The 20,492-nt window shown below is 66.1% G+C and carries 15 protein-coding genes, 1 tRNA gene and 1 pseudogene; 7 read left to right on the forward strand and 10 right to left on the reverse strand.

All coding sequences use genetic code 11. The features are described 5' to 3' along the window. Positions 1-91 precede the first annotated feature (91 nt). Together BN3789_RS08210 and BN3789_RS08215 are read right to left on the reverse strand one after the other, a co-directional pair. Positions 92-700, reverse strand: a complete 609-nt coding sequence (locus tag BN3789_RS08210) for a hypothetical protein (protein WP_147569629.1) — start codon at positions 698-700, stop codon at positions 92-94. Between the two features lie 234 nt (positions 701-934). Continuing rightward, positions 935-1,579 carry a recombinase family protein gene (locus BN3789_RS08215; protein ID WP_066832762.1) on the reverse strand — a complete coding sequence of 215 codons (645 nt, stop codon included), beginning with the start codon at positions 1,577-1,579 and terminating at the stop codon, positions 935-937. A 120-nt stretch (positions 1,580-1,699) separates the two neighbouring features. Between BN3789_RS08215 and BN3789_RS08220 the strand changes: the two genes are divergently transcribed. The 4 genes from BN3789_RS08220 (at position 1,700) to BN3789_RS08235 (ending at position 5,955) form a co-directional block, all read left to right on the forward strand. Beyond that, on the forward strand, positions 1,700-1,960 hold the full coding sequence (locus BN3789_RS08220; RefSeq protein ID WP_066832765.1) for an AlbA family DNA-binding domain-containing protein: 261 nt from the start codon (positions 1,700-1,702) through the stop codon (positions 1,958-1,960). 90 nt (positions 1,961-2,050) lie between these two features. After that, positions 2,051-3,085 carry an ATP-binding protein gene (locus BN3789_RS08225; protein ID WP_066832768.1) on the forward strand — a complete coding sequence of 345 codons (1,035 nt, stop codon included), beginning with the start codon at positions 2,051-2,053 and terminating at the stop codon, positions 3,083-3,085. A gap of 308 nt (positions 3,086-3,393) precedes the next feature. Further along, on the forward strand, positions 3,394-4,098 hold the full coding sequence (locus tag BN3789_RS08230) for an ATP-binding protein (RefSeq protein WP_066832772.1): 705 nt from the start codon (positions 3,394-3,396) through the stop codon (positions 4,096-4,098). An 837-nt stretch (positions 4,099-4,935) separates the two neighbouring features. Then, positions 4,936-5,955: an Abi family protein gene (locus BN3789_RS08235; protein ID WP_066832775.1), complete on the forward strand. Its 1,020-nt coding sequence runs from the start codon at positions 4,936-4,938 to the stop codon at positions 5,953-5,955. A gap of 342 nt (positions 5,956-6,297) precedes the next feature. On the opposite strand, the gene BN3789_RS08240 is transcribed toward BN3789_RS08235, so the two are convergent. Together BN3789_RS08240 and BN3789_RS13505 are read right to left on the reverse strand one after the other, a co-directional pair. After that, positions 6,298-7,251: a bifunctional folylpolyglutamate synthase/dihydrofolate synthase gene (locus BN3789_RS08240; RefSeq protein ID WP_411431534.1), complete on the reverse strand. Its 954-nt coding sequence runs from the start codon at positions 7,249-7,251 to the stop codon at positions 6,298-6,300. A gap of 137 nt (positions 7,252-7,388) precedes the next feature. Then, a complete protein-coding gene (locus tag BN3789_RS13505; RefSeq protein WP_411431533.1) occupies positions 7,389-7,691 on the reverse strand; it encodes a hypothetical protein in 303 nt (100 codons plus the stop codon). A 345-nt stretch (positions 7,692-8,036) separates the two neighbouring features. Between BN3789_RS13505 and BN3789_RS08245 the strand changes: the two genes are divergently transcribed. Next, positions 8,037-9,257 (forward strand): FAD-dependent oxidoreductase, encoded by a 1,221-nt coding sequence (locus BN3789_RS08245; RefSeq protein ID WP_066832778.1) that lies wholly within the window; start codon positions 8,037-8,039, stop codon positions 9,255-9,257. Between the two features lie 131 nt (positions 9,258-9,388). Here the strand turns inward: BN3789_RS08245 and BN3789_RS08250 are convergent, their stop codons facing one another. From BN3789_RS08250 to BN3789_RS08270, 5 genes are all read right to left on the reverse strand, one after another. Beyond that, positions 9,389-12,085: a valine--tRNA ligase gene (locus BN3789_RS08250; RefSeq protein ID WP_066832781.1), complete on the reverse strand. Its 2,697-nt coding sequence runs from the start codon at positions 12,083-12,085 to the stop codon at positions 9,389-9,391. Positions 12,086-12,618: 533 nt separating this feature from the next. Then, on the reverse strand, positions 12,619-14,031 hold the full coding sequence (clpX, locus tag BN3789_RS08255; RefSeq protein ID WP_066832783.1) for an ATP-dependent Clp protease ATP-binding subunit ClpX: 1,413 nt from the start codon (positions 14,029-14,031) through the stop codon (positions 12,619-12,621). Continuing rightward, entirely contained in the window at positions 14,031-14,651 is a 621-nt protein-coding gene (locus tag BN3789_RS08260; protein ID WP_066832786.1) for an ATP-dependent Clp protease proteolytic subunit, read from the reverse strand. The genes clpX and BN3789_RS08260 overlap by 1 nt, the downstream gene beginning before the upstream one ends. Positions 14,652-14,778: 127 nt before the next feature. Further along, positions 14,779-16,083: a trigger factor gene (gene tig / locus BN3789_RS08265; protein ID WP_066832788.1), complete on the reverse strand. Its 1,305-nt coding sequence runs from the start codon at positions 16,081-16,083 to the stop codon at positions 14,779-14,781. Positions 16,084-16,156: 73 nt separating this feature from the next. Beyond that, positions 16,157-16,240: transfer RNA gene (locus BN3789_RS08270), tRNA-Leu, on the reverse strand. Between the two features lie 269 nt (positions 16,241-16,509). Here BN3789_RS08270 and BN3789_RS13510 point away from each other — a divergent pair. Beyond that, positions 16,510-16,935, forward strand: a pseudogene (locus BN3789_RS13510) (IS110 family transposase); the annotation flags it as partial. A 229-nt stretch (positions 16,936-17,164) separates the two neighbouring features. Continuing rightward, the gene (locus BN3789_RS08280) at positions 17,165-17,614 is read left to right on the forward strand and encodes a transposase (protein WP_066832794.1); all 450 of its coding nucleotides are present in this window, start codon (positions 17,165-17,167) and stop codon (positions 17,612-17,614) included. A gap of 445 nt (positions 17,615-18,059) precedes the next feature. Here the strand turns inward: BN3789_RS08280 and BN3789_RS08285 are convergent, their stop codons facing one another. After that, the gene (locus tag BN3789_RS08285) at positions 18,060-20,489 is read right to left on the reverse strand and encodes a xanthine dehydrogenase family protein molybdopterin-binding subunit (protein ID WP_202615104.1); all 2,430 of its coding nucleotides are present in this window, start codon (positions 20,487-20,489) and stop codon (positions 18,060-18,062) included. Between the last annotated feature and the right edge of the window lie 3 nt (positions 20,490-20,492).

Genomic DNA, 20,492 nt, shown 5'->3' on the forward strand with positions numbered 1-20,492 from the left:
GCCTTGTTCCATCAGTCCCATTGACAAAAGATCCCGACCCCGGTCCCGTGTTCCTGCAGTTGCGGTAGTGCTTGGTAATCAACCGTTCGCGTCAGCTCTTGAACGGCACGTCTATGGGAGCCTGCTCGGTGAAGGCGGTATCGTCCTCCCCCACGAGCACCTGGCAGCGCCTGCGGTGCCGGTCGACCTTGGAGATGCGCGACTCCTGGCCCACCAGGGGCCCGGACTGCACGTGCAGCGCCCCGTCCACGATGACGGCGGTGGAGCTGCGGATGACGTGCGACGCGTCCATGGCGGAGGCGTACCACGCCGCCGCCTCGTCGGCGAGCGGGGCCCAGGAGCGGGCCTCTGTCCCCACGAGCTCCACGGGAAGAGTCAGGCGGGCGAGCGATTTGGCGAGCCCCGCCGCGTCCGAGGAGATCGCGAACGCGTACCCCCGGTACATGTTCACCGGCTCCAGGAACCAGGTCCCGCCGCGCTTCATCCAGCGCTCCTTGCGCAGGACGAAGGCGTCTGAGAGGACCGATTCGGGGAGCAGACGTTTCAGCTCCGCGCAGAGGCTCGCCTCGCGCCCCTCCGGCATCCGCAGGAGGTACCAGCGCTCGCGGCCGCGCGGGGTGCGCCGCCCCATGGGGAGCCCCGCGGCCAGGCTGCCGCCGCGGGCTCCCGACCTCGCTGATGGCGCTGCTGCAACGGGCATCCCGGCCCCTCCTCCCCGGCCCCGCCGCGCCCCAGAGGGCGCGAAAAGGTACACGTTTTGAAGGGGTGCCTGATTATCAAAAGTCAAGAGTGGGACGCATGTGGAGAGCTGCGGTTTCTTTACACGCCGCAGCCCTTCGATGTGTATAATAGGGTCCGAAATATGATTCTAAAAAGGTGTACTTTTTGACGTCGTCTGCGCCGCCTTCTACCTGCGCATTCGTGCCCTTCCTCTTCACGTGCCGTCGCATTCTCCACCTGGTCCCCATGCGGCAGCCTTCCCGATGTGGGAAACGGATACCTTGATGCACCGTTCCGTCACCGACCTCGCGATATACTCCGCAAGGCGATCTTTCCTGGTGTTTTTGCAGAGGCCGGGCCGTCTCTTCTTGAGCCTGCCGAACCTCACGCCGCGCGCCCTGGCGGCGGCGATGCCTTCCGCCTGGCGCTGGTGGATGCTCTCGCGCTCCACCTGGGCCACGTAGGAGAGCAGCTGCAGCACGATGTCGGATATGAGCGCACCCGTCACGCCGCCCCTGTCCTCTCGGGTGTCCAGAAGCGGCATGTCCAGCACCACGACGTCGACGCGGACCTCCTTGGTGATGGCGCTCCACTGCTCGATAATCTCCTCACAGCCGCGGCCCAGCCGGTCTATCGACTTCACCACGAGCACGTCGCCCGCCCGCAGCGCTGCCGTCAGGCGAATCCACTCCGGCCGCTCGAAGTCCCTCCCGCTCGCCTTGTCCGCGAACACCTCGTCCACGCCGAACGCGACGAGCGCGTCCAGCTGCTTGCCCAGGTTCTGCTCCCGCGTTGACACCCGCGCGTACCCGTACGTCCTCCATGCTATGAAAACCTCCTCCTTGTCCGCGGCGCGCAACCGCCGCCACCGGCGGCAATCCCGCGCCTCCGCCCCGACAAGAAGGGAGGTAAAAAGCCGTCGCAGATCGAGACGCTGGCAGAATGTACAGGCAGGAAGCGAGATCGAAGGGAGCCGGCCATGAACCTCGGCAAGGAGAGCGAGACCGTCGAGCACAAGCGGTCGACGTCGGAGCTGCGCGAGGGCATGGAGTCGGCGGCCTCGATCCTGAACAAGCACGGACGGGGCACGCTGTACTTCGGCGTGAGGCCCTCCGACGGCGAGGTCGTGGGCCAGGACGTCTCCGAGAAGACGCTGCGCGACGTGTCGCAGGCGTTCACCAACCGGATCGAGCCGAGGGTGTACCCCACCGTCGAGCACCTGGTGACCGAGGACGGGTAATCCTGCATATGGGCGGCCTTCTCGGGAGACGAGCGCCCCTACGCCTGCGACGGGCGCTACCGGATCAGGAGCGCGGACGAGGACCTGCCGATGAGCGTAGCGGCGCTCGAGGGGATGATGCTGGAGCGCGCGGCGAAGCGGGACCCGTGGGACGGGAGGTCGTCGGGGCGGTCGCTGTCCGAGGTCGACGAGGAGACGTTGCGAGCCTACGTGGAGCGCGGCGTGGAGCGCCGCCGTATCCCCTTCGGCTACACGGACGCGCGCGACGTGCTGGCCCGCTTGGGGCTGCTCTGCGACGATGGTTGCCTCACCAACGCGGCCGCAGCGTGCTTCTGCCCGTCCAAGAACGTCATGCTGCGCATGGGGGTGCTTGCCGACAGCGAGCGGGTGCACATCCTTGACAACCGTCAGGAGACGGGCACGCTCTTTCAGCTGGTAGAGGCCGCCGAGCTTTACATCCTGAACAACATCCGGCGTGCCTTCGTCATTGACGGCTCGTCCCTGCACCGGGAGAAGGTGCCCGAAATCCCGCTCAGCGCGATCCGCGAGGCGCTGTTCAACGCGTTCTGCCACCGGCGCTACGAGGACGACGCGGCGATACAGATCGACATATTCTGGGACGCCGTGGACATCTACAGCCCCGGTTCCTTCCCCGCAGGGTACGCGCCGGAGGACTACCTGTCCGGCGCGGTAACGGCCTCCAAGCCGCGCAACCAGCTGATCGCTCGCACCCTCTACCGCTCCGACGACATCGAGACCTACGGCACGGGACTGAGGCGCATCAAGGCCGCATGCGACGCGCAGGGCGTGCCCGTGGAAGTATTCGAGTGTGTGGGCAGTGTGCACGTGCGGTTCACGCGCGCGGAGGCCGTCGCGGGGGGCGACCCCGCGACCGGGGGCCCGCTTAGGGATGGCGCGTCCGACGCCACCGAGAGCAGGAAGACGGCCGTGCTGCGCCGCGCGCGCGAACGCGGCGGCATCACGACCGCAGAAGCAGCCGAGCTGCTCGACGTCAAGGACTACACCGCCCGGAGGATCCTCAACGCCATGGCGGATAACGGCTTCCTTGAGAAGACCGGGGGCCGCAGGGGGCGGGTCTACAAACCTGCCCAGGGTTCTTATTAACAGTGCTGTTAATAAGGCTGTTAAAAGGGGCATGCAGGTAAAAGCGCTTGTTTCGAGCTGATTGACAGCCTAATTAACACGGCAGGCGATTGCGCCTGACGGAACGCGCAGATGCGTGCGAGGCGGGCGCGGTATGAGGCGCCGTTCCGCGCCCGCCCTGCGCGCGGGTCATCGCGACGGTGCGCCGTGTCGCGATGTCGCAAAAGCGGCGGCTTGTGACGCTTCCATAGCCTGAACCCATCTGATGTGCGCGCAGGTTCGTCGAGCGCGGGCGAGAAAGGGGGCCCATCTCCTTCGAGCGCCGCTCCGTGGAGGGGACGCTCTCAAGCCTGCACCTCCTCGCAGGCGGGAGGCTCACCAACGCCGCCGCCGTGCTGTTCTGCCCGTCGGTGGGCGTGCAGCTCAAGATGGGCGTGTTCAAGACGCGCGAGCGGACCGAGGCGCTCGACGTGCGACTGAAGTCGAAAACGCTGTTCCGCTTGGTGGACGAGGCGGAGTTCTTCATCGCCAACAACATCCGCAGGCGCTTCGTGGTTGCCGGCAAGCGCACGCGAGACGAAATCCCCGAGATACCCTTCGAGGCGATCCGCGAGGCGCTCATGAACGCCTACGCCCACCGGATCTGGTACCGTCCCGGCTACGTGCAGGTGGACGTCTACAGCGACGCCGTGGACATCATCAGCCCCGGCTGGTTCATCGACGGGCAAGACCCCGACGATCACTTGGCGGGCGTGAGCAGCGACTCGACCACCCGCAACGAGCTCCTCGCGACGACGCTGTGCCGCTCCGGCGACATCGAGTCGTCTGGCATGGGTATCAGGAAGATCCGCGACCTGTGCGACAGGGCTGGCGTCCGAGTGAGCTACGAGGAGGTCCCGTTCGGAACCAAGCTCACCTTCCATCGCCCCGACCCCTTTGCAGGTGCGGACGGCAGCGAAGAGGGCCGAGAATGTTCCGGCAAAGTTCCGGCACGTATCATCTTCGAACCACTCAGACAGCGCGGTGCCAGATAGAGGATATCCCCTCGTCATTACACAAAATCGCAAACAGGCAGCCCGCTCATGGTGGCGGCCGGTACAAAGCAACGGTCCCAATGTGCCGATCCCTCTCTGGGACAGTCAAAAAAACCATGTATACGAGTTTGGTGCGATTTTTGAGTGCCCTTTCACCCTATGCGCCGCACCCTTCGACAAAGCCGCAGGATTCAACTGGGCTTTTGTCGAGGGGCTCGGCGCATATGGACGGAAGGCACTCAAAAATCGCACCAAACTCAACCTATGTCCTTTGTGGGTTTTAATTTGGACTGATTTTTATGCAAGCAGATTCTCGCTACCTGCTGGTTTATCAGCGCAATATACATGCTAAAAACCGGGCATGGTAGCGCGTCCGGCAGACCCGTCGCCAGGCTCAGCGTAACCTGAGACCGCTTGAGGCCGAGGGGCTTGTCGTGCGAAACGGCGAGGGGCGGGGCACGAGCTGGAGCAAGAGCAATGGGAAGCAAGCAGACTGATAGCAATCGCGACATCGCGTCATGTCGCGATGCCACGAAAGAAGCGGCGGCCTGTGACGCGCCTCTAGCCCTCTTCCGACCGTGCGGTCTTCCAGGCCCCCGACAACATGCTGCGCTCCATGAACGCCTTGGGGCTCAAGAACACGAAGTCGCGCCGCGCCAAGATGCGCAACCTCCGAGTCACCCACATAGCGGCGACACTCTACAGGTCCCATGAGCTCCGCTCGCGCGAGTCCACCCGTGCCGGCACGCCGAGGCGATGGACTCGGTTCGCCGCGCGTTCGACGCCGCGCGCCGCCGCGCTGGTAGAATGGACACCCGAGCCAACAAGGAGCCGCCCATGACTGAACAGACCCAAAACATCACCCAGTCCCAGCCGGCGCCAGAGCGCCCCACTCAAGACCAGACCGAATCGTTCCAAGCAAAGCGTCACTCCAAGCCTCTGCTCACCATCGGGCAGCAGATCGCCCACATGAAGGCAAAGGGTATCGCCTTCGAGCTCTGCTCCGAGGAGGAGGCCGCCTCCCACCTACGCACCAAATGCCAGTTCTTCCGCGTATACGCCTACCGCAAGCTCTTCCCCAAGCACGTCGGCGGCCCGCGCGATGGCCAGTACGTCAACTTGGACTTCGGGCACCTCAAGACCCTCTCCAACCTCGACCGCATGCTGCGCGACGTCCTGCTCCCCATGACCCTCGACGTCGAGCATTTCGCCAAGGTGCGCCTGCTCGCCGCCGCCGAGGACCATGGCGAGGACGGCTACGCCCTCATGCTCGACTACTACGAAAGCCGCTCGGAGGAGCAGCGGTCCTACATTGAGTCGGAGCTCGACCGTCGGATGAAGGACCCCTACGTCGGCGCCGTCGTACGCAAGTACCGGTACGACATGCCGGTATGGGCGTTCTGCGAGGTCGTTCCCTTCGGGATGTTCTCCGGCCTCGTCAAGTTCTGTGCCGACAGATGGGAAGATGAGGACCTCCAGGACGTTCACTACTTGCTCAAGTACACGCGCTCCGTCCGTAACGCGACTGCACACGGCGCATGTGGAGTCAACGGGCTCACCGATGCCGACCCGCGCATGCGCCCACCGGCATCCCTCGTGAACGCGCTTACGTCGACGGAAGTCCCCAAGCGCCTGCGTGCCAAATGGCTGCGCGGCACGAGAATGGTGCAGATGTGCGCGATGCTGCACCTGTACGCGCAGATCGTTCCTGCAGGAGAGGCCCGAGCGGAAAGGGAGCGGCATCTCACCTCGCTGTTCGCCGCCGTCCGCTCAAGTGACGTACCCGTGGAAAACCCGGCAGTCGCCGCCCTGCTGTTCATCGAGCGCTTGACGAAGGCGGTAGGCCTGCTACAATGACCTCATCTAGCAAAGCCTTCGGGCTTATCGGGGCGGGACTGCGAAAGCGGTTCTGCCCCGTTTTCGTTTCGGACGGCTTCCCCGCGACCGGATAAGCGGAACTGTTGTCTTCCTGCACTCGACCTGCAACTGCCGACGCCATGTCCTACCCCCAAGCGAAATCGTCGGCACAGCACTCCGATTAACAATGTTGCTGATCAAGCTGTAAGAAAAATCATGCGGGAAATGAACCTGCTTTGGGTTAATCGAGACGCCCCATCAAACCCAGCACCATCAGAGCGCCCCAAGGCGACCCGCCCCCGCACAACACGGCCGCAGGTCACCTCGAGACGTCTCAGCCTATCAACTCCGCAACAACCCGGCAACCTCACCGGCAAGCGTGATGGTCCCGGCAGCAACAACGGGCTCTCCCGCCTCGGTGAGCGCGTCCAGCGCGTCGGCGACCGTGTCGTAGACGGAAAGCAGGCCGTCAGGCGCCCTCCCCTCTCGCTCGAGCTCCTCGGCGACAAGCTGCGCAAGCTCACCGGGAGCAAGCGCGCGGTCGGATGCCGTCGCCGTCACCGCGAAGCGCGGGAACGCCGGGACGAGCGTGCGCACGATGCCGGACACGTCCTTATCGGAAAGCGCCGCGATGAGCAGCAGCGGCCGCTTCGAGACGTCCTCGTCGACCTCATCGAGCGCGCTGACGAAGTTCTCGCAGCTCTGAGGGTTGTGGCAGGCATCGATGAGGACAAGGGGCCGACGCCGCACGATATCGAACCGCCCGGGCGTGGGGCAGGTCTCCAAGCTGAGCTGGAGCGAGGCGGGGCTCAGCTGGCGGCCGAGATACGCCTCGACCAGATGGATGGCGCAGGCGGCGTTTTGAGGCTGGTAGCTCGGCTTGGGAAAGCGTACCTCGTAAGTTGTCCGCTCAGTTGCCGTGGCGAAGGCGAGCATGTCTCCCACATGGCGCGGAAGCTCGCGCACCTCATGGGTCACGACGAGCGGCGTCACCCCGCAAGCTTCGCAGCGCTCGTCCATCACGCGCTGCACCTCCGGCTCGTGCGTCCCCTCGCCGAGCACGACGATGCGCCCCGGCTTGATGACAGCAGCCTTCTCGGCCGCAATCTCGCCCAAGGTATCGCCCAGGATGCGCATGTGGTCGAGCCCGATGCCCGTGATGGCGACCGCCACCGGATCGGCCGCGCTCGTGGCGTCCCAGCGGCCGCCCATACCCACCTCGAGCACCGCGACATCGACCCTCGCCTCGGCGAAGACGACGAACGCGGCAACGGTCAGCAGGTCGAACGGCGTGATCGTGTAAGCGCGCTGCCCCGCCGCCGTGCGCGCCGCCTTGACGAAGCCGGAGCCGAAGCCGGCATCGACGTGCCAGTCCTCGAAGATGGGGATCTCGCGGTTGACGATGGGCAGCATCACGGTCATGCGGCTGTCTCTTATACACATCTAGATGTGTATAAGAGACAGGACGTGTAGAGCGCGGTACGAAGGCCCTCGCCGACAAGGATCGCGGCGGCAAAACGGGTCGTCGAGGTCTTGCCGTTCGTGCCCGCGATCTGCAGGCAGTCGTAGTGCTCGTCGGGACGCCCGAGCTCGTCGAGCATGTCGACGACCGTCTCGAGCAGCGGGCCGGCGTCGCCCGAGATGCGGCCCGTGTCGGCGGCAAGCGACACCGCCTCGTCAAAGGAAAGCTCGGGCACCTCGAAGCGCACCGCGTACGCATCGGTTCGTTTAGGCATATGGGTCAGCTCCTACGTTTCATGTGATCCAGAGCGCCGCGCCACCTGCGGGCGCGGCGCTCTAGATACTACCACGCATCCGCCCCCGCGCGGGCGGATGCGGGCACGGCGGATGAAGGCGCTTGGCGCCGCCGCGAGCACCGCATGTGGAGGGAGCGTCAAGATTGCGGGTACCGGTACCTCATTGTTGGCTCGCCTGCCTACCCGCAGCTGGCACCTAGAACAAAACCACGCAAAGTGCAGGCCATTTCATATAAACGGGCCGCACCAGGCGATATGCTAGAGCACAACCGCACGCTGAAACGAACTCAGCTGGGACCACGACGCGAACGATGGGAGAAGAGCATGGCGATTCATGTTGTCGAGGAGGCAAACAGGTGCCTCGGGTGCAAGCGGGCGATGTGCCAGATCAAGGGATGCCCCGTCCACACGCCCATCCCCGAGGTGATCAACCTATTCAAAGAGCGCAAGATGGACGAGGCGGGCACGCTGCTGTTCGAGAACAACCCCATGAGCGCCGTCTGCTCGCTTATCTGCAACCATTCCAACCAGTGCGAGGGCAACTGCATCCAGGGGCGCAAGGGCAACCCCGTGCATTTCTCCAGCATCGAGAGCTACATCTCCCGCACCTACCTCGACCGCTACACGCCCAAGCGCGCAGAACCCAACGGCAAGTCCGTCGCCGTGATCGGTTCGGGTCCCGCGGGCATCACCGTCGCCATCAAGATGGCGGAGGCGGGCTGCGACGTCACCGTGTTCGAGCAGAAGGCGGAGATCGGCGGCGTGCTGCGCTACGGCATCCCGGAGTTCCGCCTGTCCAAGGAGCTCGTGGGCCGCTATCGCGACATCATGGTCTCGCTCGGCGTGCGCCTGCGCCCCTCCACCACCATCGGCGGCGCGCTGAACATCGACGACCTGTTCCGCGACGGCTACGACAGCGTCTTCGTGGGCACGGGCACCTGGCGCGCCCGCAAGCTCGACATCCGCGGACAGGGGCGCGGCAACGTCTTCTTCGGCATCGACTACCTTGTGGATCCCGATTCCGTCGACTTGGGCCGCGACGTGGCGATCATCGGCGTGGGCAACGTCGCCATGGACGTGGCGCGCACCGCGCTGCGCCACGGCGCGCACCGCGTGACGCTGTACTCCAACACCAACAACGTCACGGCGAGCTCGGAGGAGGTCGAGTACGCCGAGCTCGAGGGCTGCGAGATCGTGCGCGGCAAGGACGTCATCGCCATCGAGAAGGAGGGCCCCGTCTTCCGCACGGCGATCTTCGATGAGGACGGCAAGGTGACAGGGTACGAGGACGAGCTCGACCACGTGACCTGCGACACCGTCGTGATCGCCGTGTCGCAGCTGCCGAAGGACAAGCTCGTGCTCACGACCGACGGCCTTGCCACCAACGACCGAGGCCTGCTCGAGGTGGACGAGAAGAACATGTGCACCGTGCCCGGCGTCTTCGCCGCCGGCGACGTGGCGACCGGCCCCCGCACCGTCGTGCACGCGGTCGCCGGCGCCAAGGTGGCCATCGAGGGCATGAAGGAGTACATGGGCATCGCGTAGCCGATGCGCTGAGACTCCCTGTAACAGAAACGGGGCCCGTTGCCGCATACGGCAACGGGCCCCGTTTCTCTTAGCGAGGGGGCCGCAGCTTTTGGGACGGATCCTCAAAAGCAGCAGCCCCTCCGGCTTGGCTACGCGAAATCGGCCAGCTGGGCCTTGAGCGCGGCAATCTCGGCCTCGAGCTCAGCGGCGCGCTCGCGCTTCTTTGCCACGACCTCGGGCGCGGCCTTGGCCACGAAGCCCTCGTTGGCGAGGGTCTTGTTGGCGCTCGCCAGCTCCTTCTCGTCCTTGGCGATGGTCTTCTCGATGCGGGCGCGCTCGGCATCGAAGTCCACCAGGTCGCCCACGACCACGTAGGCGTTGAAGTCCGGGCCGGCCAGGGCGATGGAGCCCTCGGGCTTGGCAAAGCCCTCCTCGTCCACGACGTTCAGCGTCTTCACGCTCGCAAAGCCGCGGATGAACTCGGCCATGCCCTCGATCGCCTCGGCGACCTCGGCGCTGTGAGCGCACACGTGCACATCCAGCTGCTCCTTGGGGCTGATGCGGTAGCGGGCACGCGTGGAGCGCACGTCGGTCACCACGGCGCGGGTGAGCTCGAAGGCGCGCTCGGCCGGCTCGTTCACCCAGCGCTCGAAGTCAGCGGGCTCGGGCCACGCGGCGACCATGAGAGCCTCGGCGCGCTCGCCGTCCATATCGAGGCAGCTCGCGGGCATGACGTCCCAGATCGCCTCGGTCACGAACGGCATGAGCGGGTGCATGAGGCGCAGGCTCGTATCGAGCACGAAGATGAGGTTGCGCTGCGCCTGCAGGCGGGCGCCCTCGTCCTTCAGACGGCTCTTGGTCACCTCGACGTACCAGTCGCAGACCTCGTTCCAGAAGAAGCTCTGGATGCTGCGCGCGACGTCGCCAAACGTGTAGCCCTCGATGCCCTCGGTTACCGAGGCGACCGTCTTGGCAAGGCGGCTGAACATCCAGGCGTCGGCCGGCGTCTCGGCCACCGGCTCGCCCGGCGTATAGCCTTCCATGTTCATGAGGAGGAAGCGACTCGCGTTCCAGATCTTGGTCACGAACGACTTGGCCTGCTCGGTGCGCGGGCTGCCCTTGAACTCATGCGTCTTCTTATCGATGTCCGCATCGAACTTGACGTCCTGGTTGTTGGTGAACAGGGAGAGCAGGTTGAAGCGCATGGCGTCGGCGCCGTACTTGTCCATCAGGACCATGGGGTCCACGCCGTTGCCCTTGGACTTGGACATGCGGCTGCCGTCCTTGGCGAGGATCGTCGGGTAGATGACGACGTCGTGGAACGGCTCCTCGCCCAGGAAGTACTCGGAGCTCATGATCATACGGGCGACCCACAGCGCGATGATGTCGCGCGCGGTGACGAGCGCCGTCGTGGGATGATGGCCCTCGAGCGCCTCGGGCTTCTGCGGCCAGCCCTGCGTGGCGAAGGTCCACAGCTGCGAGCTGAACCAGGTGTCGAGCACGTTCTCGTCCTGATGCACGTGGTGGCCGCCGCACTTGGGGCACACGTCGGTGTCCTCCATGAGGGCGTCCTCCCAGCCGCAGTCCTCGCAGTAGAACACGGGGATGCGATGGCCCCACCACAGCTGACGGCTGATGCACCAGTCCTTGAGGTTCTCCATCCAGGTGAGGTAGGACTGCTTCCAGCGCTCCGCGTTGAAGCGGACGCGACCAGACTCCACGGCCTCGATCGCAGGCCCCTTGAGCTTGTCGACGGCAACGAACCACTGCTCGGACAGCCAGGGCTCGAGCGTGGTGTCGCAGCGGTAGCAGTGCATGACCGAGTGGTCATGGTCCTCGATGTGGTCGAGCAGGCCGTGCTCCTCGAACCACGCCACGACGGCCTCGCGGCACTCGTCGCGCGTCATGCCGGAGAACTCGCCGTAGCCGTCCACGACGACCGCGTGCTCGTCGAAGATGTTGATCTGCGGAAGGTCGTGCGCGGCGCCCATGGCGTAGTCGTTGGGGTCGTGCGCAGGCGTGACCTTGACGAAGCCGGAGCCGAAGCCGGCATCGACGTGCCAGTCCTCGAAGATGGGGATCTCGCGGTTGACGATGGGCAGCATCACGGTCTTGCCCACGAAGGCGGCCTTCTCGGGATCCTTGGGGCTGACGGCGACGCCGGTGTCGCCGAGCATGGTCTCGGGACGCGTCGTGGCGACGACGATGTAGTCCTGCCCGTTCACCGGCTCGGTCAGCGGGTAGCGCAGGTGCCACAGGTGGCCGGACTCGTCTTTGTACTCCGCCTCGTCGTCCGAGATGGCCGTGGTGCAGGAGGGGCACCAGTTAACGATGCGCTTTCCGCGGTAGATGAGCCCGTCGTGGTACCAGTCGCAGAACACCTTGCGCACGGCCTCGGCGTAGTCATCGTCCATCGTGAAGCGCTCGTGCTCGAAGTCGACCGAGCAGCCCATGCGCTTGATCTGCTCCTTGATGGTGCCGCCGTACTCATGCGTCCAGTCCCAGCAGGCGTCGATGAAGGCCTCGCGGCCCATCTCGAGGCGGTTTTTACCCTCCTCTTTCAGCTTCTTGTCGACCTTGGTCTGCGTGGCGATGCCCGCGTGGTCGGTGCCCAGGATCCACTGGGTGGAGCGGCCGCGCATGCGCGCCTCGCGGACGATGGCGTCCTGGATGGAGTCATCGAGCGCATGGCCCATATGCAGCACGCCGGTCACGTTGGGAGGCGGGATGGTCACGGTGCAGTCGCCCACGCCGGGACGACGCTGGTAGTAGCCGCCGTCGAGCCACTTCTGAAGGATCTTGGGCTCGTTTTCAGACGGATCGTATGTCTTGGGCATCTCTTCCATGCGAAATTCCCTTTCTGTTGCGATACACAAGTCTTGAGGTTACCACGAATGTCCCCGCGGTTGCGCCATACCTACGGGAAATCGTCACTTGACCCCATTGTCGGGAGAAGGCGGAGCGCCGCGCCTGTCCCCCCGCCGTCGTCGAGCAACCTATGATTTCCGGATCGTGGTCAATTTGCCCATCGAACCGGGAGCCAGGCGCGCCGCACCCCGTCCGCGGGCCTACTGCACAAGTGAAACACACAATATTTGATGTTAATGTTCTTGATCCGATGGCGGCATCGAAGCCTCCACCGATGCGATATCCCGGAAAACGCCCGGCTTTCAGGCCGCCAGAACCCCTCGCAGCTCGGGAAAAACCCGGTTCGATGGGCAAATTGACCACGATTCGGAATTTATACCGCAACAACCCCGCTCCGCACGCCCATCCCGGCCCGGCGCGGCAGCTGCAAGCCGGTTCACAGCCGCCAAACAGAACAAGGGCGCGTCCGGGACGAACCCGGACGCGCCCTTGCGCGGAAGTGAGCCGGAACTTAGTCCAGGTCGACCTCGTACACGCGACGGGGCTCCTCCTCGCCGCGCACGCAGGCGCCGGTCACGACTACCTTGGCGACGTCCTGCTCGCTCGGCAGGTCGAACATCGTCTTTTGGAGCAGGTCCTCGCAGATGCTGCGCAGGCCGCGCGCGCCGGTCTTGCGGGCGAGCGCGAGCTTGGCGATCTCGTGCAGGGCCTCGTCCTCGAACTCCAGCTCGCAGTCCTCGAGCTCGAACATCTTGCGGTACTGGCGCACGATGGCGTTTTTGGGCTCGGTCAGAATCGACACAAGGTCGTCTTCGGACAGCGCGTTGGTCTGCGTGATCACCGGCGTGCGGCCGATGAACTCGGGAATCATGCCGAATGCGTTCAGATCCTGCGGGAGCACCTGCTTGAGCAGGTCGTTCTCGTCGGCCGACGTGGGGCCGGCGATCTCGGAGTTGAAGCCCACGCCCTTGTTGCCCACGCGGTCGGACACGATCTTGTCGAGCCCCACGAAGGCGCCGCCGCAGATGAACAGGATGTTCGTCGTGTCAATCTGAAGCAGCTCCTGCTGCGGATGCTTGCGTCCGCCGGTGGGCGGCACGCTCGCGACCGTGCCTTCGAGGATCTTGAGCAGCGCCTGCTGCACGCCCTCGCCGGAGACGTCGCGCGTGATCGACAGGTTCTCCGCCTTGCGCGCGATCTTGTCGATCTCGTCGACATAGATGATGCCGATCTGCGCGCGGGCGATATCGCCGTCGGCCGCGTTGATGAGCTTGAGCAGGATGTTCTCGACGTCCTCGCCCACATAGCCGGCCTCGGTGAGCGCCGTCGCGTCGGCGATGGCGAACGGAACCTCGAGGATGCGCGCGAGCGTCTGGGCGAGCAGCGTCTTGCCCGTACCCGTGGGGCCGAGCAGCAAGATGTTGCTCTTGGCGAGCTCGACATCGTCAAGGTCGCCGCCGACAGCGTGCTTGCCGAGCGTCTTGCCCTTCTCGGAGGCCTCGGCGTCCGCCCCGCGCTCGAGCACGCGCTTGTAGTGGTTGTACACCGCCACGGACATGGCGCGCTTGGCTTCCTCCTGGCCCATGACGTAGGCGGAGAGCTGATCGTAGATCTCATGGGGCGTCGGCACGCGCTTGATGAGCTGCGAGGCCACGTGCTTGGTGTCGGGCTCCGGCTCGGGCTCAGGTTCGGAGGCCGCAAATCCCATCCCCTCGGGCGGGAACGGCATCTGCTGCTGCGCCGCCAGGAAATCCTGGGCGAGCGATTCCTCGAGGATCTCGGAGCACGCGGCTACGCACTCGTCGCAGATGAAGATGTTGGAGGGACCCTTGACGAGCTTACGCACCTGATCTTGGGTCTTGCCGCAAAACGAGCAGTGGATGGGGCCGAACCCCACCTCGCCGGGCGTCATGTCGTTGGCCATTACTCAGCACTCCCCTGCGTGGCGGCGCGGGACGTGACGATGCGGTCGACAAGGCCGTACTCGAGGGCGGCGTTCGCACGCATGTAGTGATCGCGCTCGGTGTCGGCCTCGACCTTCTCGAAGGGCTGGCCCGTCGCGTCGGACAGGATCTGGTTGAGGTTGCGGCGCGTCTCCTTGATCTCGCGCGCCGCGATCTCGATCTCGGTCTGCTGGCCCTGGGCGCCACCGCTCGGCTGATGGATCATGATCATGGAGTTGGGCAGGCAGAAGCGCTTGCCCTTCGCACCGCTCGCCAGCAGGACGGCGGCCATGCTCGCCGCCATGCCCACGCAGATGGTGGACACGTCGGGCTTGATGAAGTTCATGGTGTCGAGGATGGCAAGACCCGAATACACCTCGCCGCCCGGAGAGTTGATGTACAGCGAGATGTCCTTCTCGGCATCCTGGCTCTCAAGGTGCAGCAGCTGGGCGATGACGAGGTTGGCCGTCGTGGAGTTGATCTCCTCGCCCAGGAAGATGATGCGATCGTTGAGGAGTCGAGAATAGATGTCGTAGCTGCGCTCGCCGCGCGGCGTCTGCTCGATGACGTAGGGCACGAGCGCGGAATCGATCCGGTACATGGTGCTTCCCCTTTCGCAATCTTTCTCATTTACGTAGGTACGGTGCACGTCTGGCGCCACGCGCCCGATCATGCACCGTACTCGCGATCCCGGTTACCCCGGTATGATACCCACCTGGGGGCAGATGTTACTCGGCGTCAGCCTCGGCGTCGTCCTTCTTGGCGAACTCGTCGACCTCGGTGACGACCGCGGTGTCGACCAGCCAGTCAACGGCCTTGGAGCGGCGGATGGAGTCGCGGACGGCGGGCATGCGGCCCTCGGAGAGGAACGCGGCCTTGGAGGCGGCGACATCCTGGATGCCGGCGCGCTCGAACTCGGCGTCGACGTCCTCGTCGGTGACCTCGATGTTGAGCTGGCGGGCCAGCGCGTCGAGGGCGAGGGACTCGCGGGCGACGTCGTCGGCCTGGTGATGCAGGTCGGCGAGGAAGGCCTCGGTGGACATGTTGGACATCTTCAGCCAGGAGTCGAGCGTCATGCCGCGGCCGGACAGGCTCTGCAGGAAGTTCTGGCCCAGCTCGGAGAACACGGACTGCTCGTAGTCCTCGTCGACCTTCTCGAGCTCAAGACGCTCGGCCAGCTTGGCGACGGCGCGGTTCTCCTTGATGCCCGGGAGCTTGGAGGACTTGTCGGCATCGAGCTCGGTCTTGACGGCGTCGCGCATGGCGGCGATGTCGTCGAAGCCGAAGGACTCCTTGGCGAACTCGTCGGTGAGCTCGGGCAGGACGCGCTCCTTCACGCTCTTGACGGTCACCTTGACGGAGGCCTCCTCGGCGCCCTCGACCTCGGGGGTCCAAGAGATCTCCTTGGTCTCGTCGACGTTCATGCCGACCAGGCCCTCGTCGAAGGCGGCGGGCAGGTTGCCGGAGCCGACCACGATCATGCGGCCCTCGCCGGCGAGCGCCTCGGCGTTCTTGACGTTCTCGATGTCGACGGTGACGTAATCGCCGTTCTGGACGGCGCGCTCAGCGTCGTTGAAGGTGGCGTGATAGCCCATGAGCATCTCGATCTGGGCGTCGATCTCGCCCTCGGTGACCTCCGCGGGAGGCATCTCGATCTCGACGGGATCGTAGGAGGTGAGCTCGCAGCTGGGGCGCAGCTGGAACTCGATGGTGTAGACGTAGTCCTCGTGGTCCGCGACGATGTTGTCGACGTTGTCGTAGTTGCCGGCCTTGACCGGGACGATGTCGAGCTCGTTCAGGACGTCGGCCTCGTTGGCGCCGATCAGGTCGTTGGTGGCCTGAGCCAGCACGGCCTGGGCACCGAGCATGTTGTCGATGACGGGACGAGGAGCATGACCAGCGCGGAAGCCCGGGAAGCGGTATTTCTTGGCAGCCTCACGGTAGGCCTTCTTGATGGCAGCGTCGACGTCGGCGGCCGGAATGGTGACCGTCGCGGTGAGCTTTGCGTCCTTCACGTCAGAAGTGATGTTCAACGTTCCTCCTCTTACATACTGTCGGCATGGTCAGGGTGCCGATAGCCCTTGTAACCGGTTGATACGGCGAAAATGGTGCGGGCGAAAGGACTCGAACCTTCACGGGAAGCCCACTGGAACCTAAATCCAGCGCGTCTACCAATTCCGCCACGCCCGCCTATTTGCGCACAGTTTATGAATGATAGCAGATAGCGCCTGCACGCGGGCGATGAAGCTTTTCGGGTTGCCTACGCTCACGTTCCGCGCACATGAAGGGGTTGGTTGACGATATGTTCATCGGGTGACCAGGTCGCAGCCGCCCCTGGCCGAGGGGGAAGCCCCGTCGCTCGGAGCGTGGGTTAGCATCGTCTCGTGTCAGCAAGGCGGCCGCCAGGGCCACAGAGAGAAGGGGGCTTCCCGATGAGCGAGTATACCACCCAGGTCGGCATGGACGTGCACGCGCGCAGCGTGTCCTGCAGGGCGCTGAGGCCCGACACAGGCGAGTGCTGGTCGGGCACGTTCCGCGGGGAGGGCTTCGAGCGCGCCCTGCTCGAGTGGCTGAGGGGGCTCCCCCAGCCGGTGAGGTGCGCGTACGAGTCCGGCTGCACGGGCTTCTGGCTGAGCCGGTTCCTGGAGGGGGCCGGCGTCGCCTGCGGCGTGGTCGCCGTCTCCACTATGCCGCGCTCCCCGAGGGACAGGCGCCACAAGAACGACAGGCGCGACGCCGCCGTCGTGCTGCGCGAGATGTGCAACCCCGCCAGCGACGTCTCCTACGTGTGGGTCCCCGACCCGCAGACCGAGGGCGCCCGCGACCTCGCCCGGGCCGCCGACGCGGCCGCCCGGGACGTCCGCTCCGCCAGGCAGCGCGTGAGCATGCTGCTGCTCAAGCACGGGTTCGCCTGGTGCGAGAGGACGCCCTCCGGCAACCTGAGGAAGACGTGGACGCGGGAGTGGCGCAGGTGGGCGCTGTCGCGCGACCTGGGCGACGCCCTGTCGAACAGGGCGCTCGAGATGGAGTTCGGCGCGGTCGAGCGCCTCGAGCGCGAGGCCGCCGGGCTCCGGGCGGGGCTGGGGCGAGGCGGGGCGCAGGTGGCGGCCCTACGTGGACGCGCTCGTCCGCCTCAAGGGCGTCGACGTGCAGACCGCCTTCCTCGCGTGCGCCGAGTTCGGGGACTTCTCGCGGTTCCGCAGCGGCAGGGCCGTCTCCCGCTGGATCGGGTGCACCGCCTCGGAGAGCTCCAGCGGCGAGGCCGACCGCCGGGGCCCGATCACCAAGGAGGGCAGCTCGCGCCTGCGCCGCGCGCTCGTCGAGGGCGCGGCCTCGATGCCGCGCCGGAACGGGCGCCCGAAGCGCGTGCGCCCGGGCCACGAGGTGTCCCCCGCGGTCGAGGAGATGGCCGCAGCCGCCAACGAGCGGCTCCGGCGGCGCTACGAGCGCCTCAGGGGCGCCGGCAAGCACGCCAACGTCGCCAGGGTGGCGGTCGTGAGCGAGATGGCGCGCTGGATCTGGGCGATAGGCCTGCAGGTGCAGCGCGAGCTCGCCGCCGCCTAGCGCGCGGCGCGAGATAGGGCCGTCCCCTCCGCCGGCCGGGCCCGCGGCGCGCGGGGCAACTCGCGTCCGTCCCCATGCGCGGCCCCGCGGCAGCCCGCCGCCGGGCCATGCGCGTCCGTTGACTCCCCGCCGCGAGGCGGGGGCTGCGACACTGCCCGCACCGAAGAGAGCCGTACTGCGGGCCGGGGCCCTCCCCGGCATCCGCGATTCTGTGAGTGGAACGCGTTGGGCGTCCGAGGTTCCCCGGGGCCGCCGGGCCCCGGTTCGAGGACACGCCCGCGGCCCGCCGGCGGGGGTGGGGGAAGCCGGCCCCCGGGCCAGCTACCCGGGGGCCGGCGGAATATTGCCTATTGACAGTCCGATGAACATATGTGGGGACGGGTTCGTTTCAACCCATTGGGGCCGCAGAACGGCAAAACCCATCTGCTCTGCGGCCCCGGGACCCCTACTCTCCGAACAGCGCCTTCTCGGGCGTGATCGGCAGCGTGCGCACATAGTTGCCGGTGGCGTGCGCCACGGCGCTCGCGATGGCCGGGCTCGGCGTGTTGATGACGACCTCTCCGATGGACTTGGCGCCGAACGGGCCGGTCGGCTCGTAGCTCGGCGCGAACTCCACGCGGATGTTCGGCACATCGAGGCGCGTGGGCACCTTGTAGCTCATGAACGAGCGGGTGCGCATGCGGCCGCGGTCGCTGTACTGCACGTCCTCGGTGAGCGCCATGCCGATGCCCTGGCCGATGCCGCCTTCGGCCTGCACGCGGGCGAGGTTCTCGTTCACGACCGTGCCGCAGTCGACAACGCTCACGTAATCGACGACCGTGACCTTGCCGGTCGCCTTGTCGACATCGACCTCGGCGATGCCGCTCATGAAGGGCGGCGGGCTCGTGGGCGAGCTCGCGGCAGCATGCGCCGTCAGGCAGTCGCCGTCGCCGCCCGCCACGAGCTTGTTGGCGAGCTCGGCGAGCGCCATGCGCGCCACCGGCTCGGCATCGGGCGCCTCCTGGGCCACGCGGTAGGAGCGCGCGATCGCGTCGATGTCGTCGTCGATGTCCGTGAACTCGGGGCGATCGGCCTCCACGCCGTCGATATCGAGCACGCCGGGCTCGAACGCCAGCAGCTCGTCGCCATCGAACAGCACGTCGGCGGCGTCCACGCCCATGAAGCCCGCGGCACGGCGGCGCAGCTCGGCGATGAGCTTTTCTGCGGCCTTCACCACGGCCATGCCGGTCAGGTAGGTCGAAGCGCTCGCATACGAGCCGGTGTCGAACGGCGACACGTCCGTGTCGACGCCGTGCACGACGATGCGGTCGGTGTCGCAGCGCAGCGCCTCGGCGGCGAACTGGGCCAAGATGGTGTCACAGCCGGTTCCCATATCGGTCGCGCCGATGGAGAGCGTATAGAAGCCGGTCTCCTCCAGGCGCAGGTCGACCGAGCCGATGTCGATGCGCGCGATGGCGGAACCCTGCATGGACAGCGCGCAGCCGAGCGCGCGCACGCGGTCGCCCAGGTCGCGACGGAGCGGCTTGTCCTTCCAGCCGATCATCTCCATCGCGCGCTCGAGGCACGCCGACACGCCGCACGAGTACAGCACGTTGTCGTCGTACTGGGCCAGGCGCTCGCCCTCCTGGACGAGGTTCTTGAGGCGCAGCTCGCAGGGGTCCATGCCCAGGCGGTCCGCCAGCTCGTTGACGGCCGACTCGACGGCGAACAGGCCCTGCGTGGCGCCGTAGCCGCGGTAGGCCCCGGCGGGCATGGTGTTGGAGTACACGACGTCGAAGGCGAACCGGCTCGCCAGCGCGCGGTTGTACAGCGGCAGGCTCTTGTGGCCGGACAGGCCGACCGTCGTGGGGCCGTGCTCGCCGTATGCGCCCTGGTTGGAGAGCGTATACAGGTCGATCGCCACGATCGTGCCGTCGTTTTTGGCGCCGAGGCGCACGTGCATCCGCATCTCGTGGCGCGAGTTGGACGAGCTGAACGTCTCCTCGCGCGTGTAGACGATCTTGGAGGGGCGCCCGGTCTTGTAGGTGACGAACGCGCAGAAGATCTCGTTGCAGCCGCTCTGCTTGGCGCCGAAGCCGCCGCCGATGCGCGGCTTAATCACGCGCACGCGCGACTGCGGGATGTCGAGGGCGTTGGCCACCATGCGGCGCACGTGGAAGGGCACCTGCGTGGAGGAGGTCACCGTGATGCGGCCGTAGGCGTCGAGCTCGGCGAAGGAGCGGAACGTCTCCATCATGCCCTGGTTGTCCGCAAGCGTGTGGTAGGTCTCGTCCACCACGATGTCGGCCTGCGCGAAGGCGGTGTCGAGGTCCCCGTGCTCCGAGAGGCCGGAGGCCACGACGTTGTGCATGCGGTCGTTGTTGATCCATGCGCCGTTGACGTGGTAGTTGTCCTCGGTGTGGATGACGATGGGGTTGTTCTTCGCCTTCGTGAAGTCGAGCACGGGCTCCATGACCTCGTAGTCGACCTTGATGAGCTTGAGCGCGCGGGCGGCGGCGTCATCGTTCTCGGCGGCGACGATGGCGACCTCGTCGCCCACGTAGCGCACGGTCCGGTCGAGGATCAGGCGGTCGTAGGGGCTCGCCTCGGGATAGGACTGGCCGGCGAGCGTGAAGCGGCGGTCGGGGACGTCCCTATAGGTGTAGACGGCGACCACGCCGGGCACCTTCTCCGCGCGCGACGTGTCGATGTCGCGGATGCGGGCGAAGGCGTGCGGGCTGTGCAGAATCTTGACGCTCAGCACGTCCGCCGGGGCGAGGTCGTTCGTGAACAGGGGCTTGCCGGACAGAAGCGCCGCGGCGTCGCGCTTCACGGCGCGGGAGCCGACGTGGGTGAGGTTTTCGCGCTCGCTTTCCCGCGTGACGATCATGCTCATGGG

The organism is Collinsella ihumii (assembly GCF_900046475.1).
Classification (GTDB): domain Bacteria; phylum Actinomycetota; class Coriobacteriia; order Coriobacteriales; family Coriobacteriaceae; genus Collinsella; species Collinsella ihumii.

Excerpts from the sequence above, each read along its gene's own strand:
- BN3789_RS08220 (WP_066832765.1), top strand. The coding sequence starts at position 1,700 with ATGAACCTCGGCAAGGAGAGCGAGACCGTCGAGCACAAGCGGTCGACG.
- clpX (WP_066832783.1), bottom strand. The coding sequence starts at position 14,031 with ATGGCCAACGACATGACGCCCGGCGAGGTGGGGTTCGGCCCCATCCAC.
- BN3789_RS08250 (WP_066832781.1), bottom strand. The coding sequence starts at position 12,085 with ATGGAAGAGATGCCCAAGACATACGATCCGTCTGAAAACGAGCCCAAG.
- BN3789_RS08285 (WP_202615104.1), bottom strand. The coding sequence starts at position 20,489 with ATGAGCATGATCGTCACGCGGGAAAGCGAGCGCGAAAACCTCACCCAC.
- BN3789_RS08225 (WP_066832768.1), top strand. The coding sequence starts at position 2,051 with ATGAGCGTAGCGGCGCTCGAGGGGATGATGCTGGAGCGCGCGGCGAAG.
- BN3789_RS08210 (WP_147569629.1), bottom strand. The coding sequence starts at position 700 with ATGCCCGTTGCAGCAGCGCCATCAGCGAGGTCGGGAGCCCGCGGCGGC.
- BN3789_RS13505 (WP_411431533.1), bottom strand. The coding sequence starts at position 7,691 with ATGCCTAAACGAACCGATGCGTACGCGGTGCGCTTCGAGGTGCCCGAG.
- BN3789_RS08260 (WP_066832786.1), bottom strand. The coding sequence starts at position 14,651 with ATGTACCGGATCGATTCCGCGCTCGTGCCCTACGTCATCGAGCAGACG.
- BN3789_RS08245 (WP_066832778.1), top strand. The coding sequence starts at position 8,037 with ATGGCGATTCATGTTGTCGAGGAGGCAAACAGGTGCCTCGGGTGCAAG.
- BN3789_RS08235 (WP_066832775.1), top strand. The coding sequence starts at position 4,936 with ATGACTGAACAGACCCAAAACATCACCCAGTCCCAGCCGGCGCCAGAG.